The following is a 2197-nucleotide window of genomic DNA, read 5'->3' as shown; positions in this document are numbered from 1 at the left end:
CATAGGTAGTAAAACCCGGTAAAGGTTGAAACGCTGCGGTTGAAGCCACATTTATTATTCCTGCATTTTTTTTGCCAAGCATTGTTTTTGCGTATTTTTTTGTGAGAAAATAGAGTGCTTTTATATTGAGATCAATCATCTTTAACTCACGTTCCAGTTCTATATCAATAAACTTATCTACTATACCAAAACCCGCGTTATTAACCAATAGATCAATGTCAGAGTAATTTTCAACAAGCTTTTGCAGGCTAGCATGTTCTGTAAGATCTGCCTGAAAAACCTCTACATTTACTTTGTACTGCTTAAGAATATCTTTTGCAATCTTGTCGAGACGTTCTTTGCGCCTCGCAACAATAACGAGATCATAACCTTTCCGGGCTAGTTCATAAGAGAACAGCTTTCCAAATCCAGATGATGCTCCTGTGACTAGTGCTTTCAAAATACCACCTCTTTCATAGGTATATTGTACGCGTAATTGGGACAATGGTTGTTACAAAAACAAGGCCCTGTTGAGCTCTGCCGGGCCTTGCTGGGTTGATAATTCATACAGGATTAATATTCCAACCTATTTAGCTCTTCTTTCACAAATTCCAGGAGTTCAGCTATATACTCTTCGCTGAAATCAAAACTGATTCCCGCGGTTTTATACAATTCATCAAGAGGTTTTGAGTGCCCAAGGCTAAGAAAGTTTTTATACTGTTCAATTGCTTTTTGGGCATTGAGTCTGTAATTTCTATAAATGGCTAATGCACCCAATTGCGCGATACCGTATTCGATGTAATAAAAGGGCGATGTCATAATATGGGGTTGTAACAACCATCTTATACGTTTTTCTCTTTCGAGACCTGTCCAATCAACGCCGGTATTGAATCTATCAAGAAGCGAGGCGAAATAAGAATCACGTTCTTCAGAGGTGTGCTCGGGGTTTGTATAAATCCACTGCTGGAAAGCGTCAACAATCATACACCACGGAAGAAAAGATATGGTTCCAACAAGTTCTTTGCGTTTTGCAAGTTTAAGGTCTTCATTGTCAGGATAGTATTCATTCAAATAGTCAAGCGTTAACAATTCCATGGACATAGAAGCAAGTTCTGCTGCTTCGTGTGGGGTATGTTTGTAAAGAATTATACGTTCATTTACTGTTGCGAAGGAGTGCATCGCATGGCCAGATTCGTGAAGTATGGTTCTCACGTTTTCAGGAACACCTGTGGCGTTCATAAAAATAAAAGGCGCACCTGTTTCATCAAGAGGATAATTGTAACCCCCTGGAGCTTTTCCTTTTCTGTTCTCCAGATCCAAAAGACCGCTGTTTTTCATTTTTTTGAGATTTGCGCCAAATTCAGGCTCTACTTTGGACAGTATCTTAATTGCTTTATCAACAAATTCATTTACATTTTCAAAGGGTTTTAAAGTCCTGCCTGATGGTTCCACGACAGTATCCCAGGGGCGGAGTGAATTTACGTTGAGCTTTTTCTGTTTTTCCCTGTTGAGTTCTCTAACAAAGGGAACCACCACATTTTCAACCGACTTATGAAATCTGAAAATATCTTCAACAGAATATGCGAATCTTTGTTTTTTTGCATGTATATAGTCACGATAATTATCGAAACCGGCATTTGTTGCCTGAGGTATTCTTATTTCCTTGAGTTCATCAAAAAGTGTTTCCAACGAATCTCTTACTGAAGAAAGTTTGTCCATCATCAATTTCCAGGTTTCTTCTCTTATACTTCGGTCCGGCTCGTACTGAAATTTTGAAAGTTGCTTGAGTGTGTACTCTTTACCTTTATAATTAACCGTCAACGAACCAATAATAGAACCATATTTGGAAGATAGTTCCTTTTCCTTTATTTCAAGAGGGAGATTTTCCTCTCTAAAGAGTTCAATGCGATTTGCCACAAGCTTATCCAGATGAGAGTATCTGCTTTTGTCCAGTTTTTCTCTGTAAGGAGAAACATAGTATTTTTTCATTAACTTGATACGATATGGCTCAGCTTTTGAGAAAATATTTGCATAGAAGTTTGAATATTCTTTTCGCAGTTTTTCATCGTCAGCTTTGCAGGTCATTTTGATATAGCGCCATGCCAGCTGCTCCTGCAATATCATGTAAAGTTCGCTAAATCTTTCAAGAAAAGTCTCAAGGTCTTTAGCGGAATCAATCCTGAAGCTCATGAGTTTTTTGAGTTCCTGTTCAACATTG

Annotated in this window: 2 protein-coding genes; both read right to left on the bottom strand. The window is 38.3% G+C overall.

The features are described from left to right. Positions 1 to 439 (bottom strand): SDR family NAD(P)-dependent oxidoreductase (locus tag AC3LHT_RS00570; protein ID WP_488661666.1); only part of this gene is annotated, 439 nt, incomplete at its 3' end. A 113-nt stretch (positions 440 to 552) separates the two neighbouring features. Beyond that, on the bottom strand, positions 553 to 2197 hold a 1645-nt coding region (locus tag AC3LHT_RS00565), incomplete at its 5' end, for a M3 family oligoendopeptidase (RefSeq protein WP_488661665.1).

The organism is Kosmotoga sp. (assembly GCF_982836095.1).
Note: the sequence above shows the minus strand (reverse complement) of the source record. Positions and strands in the feature narration are given on the sequence as shown.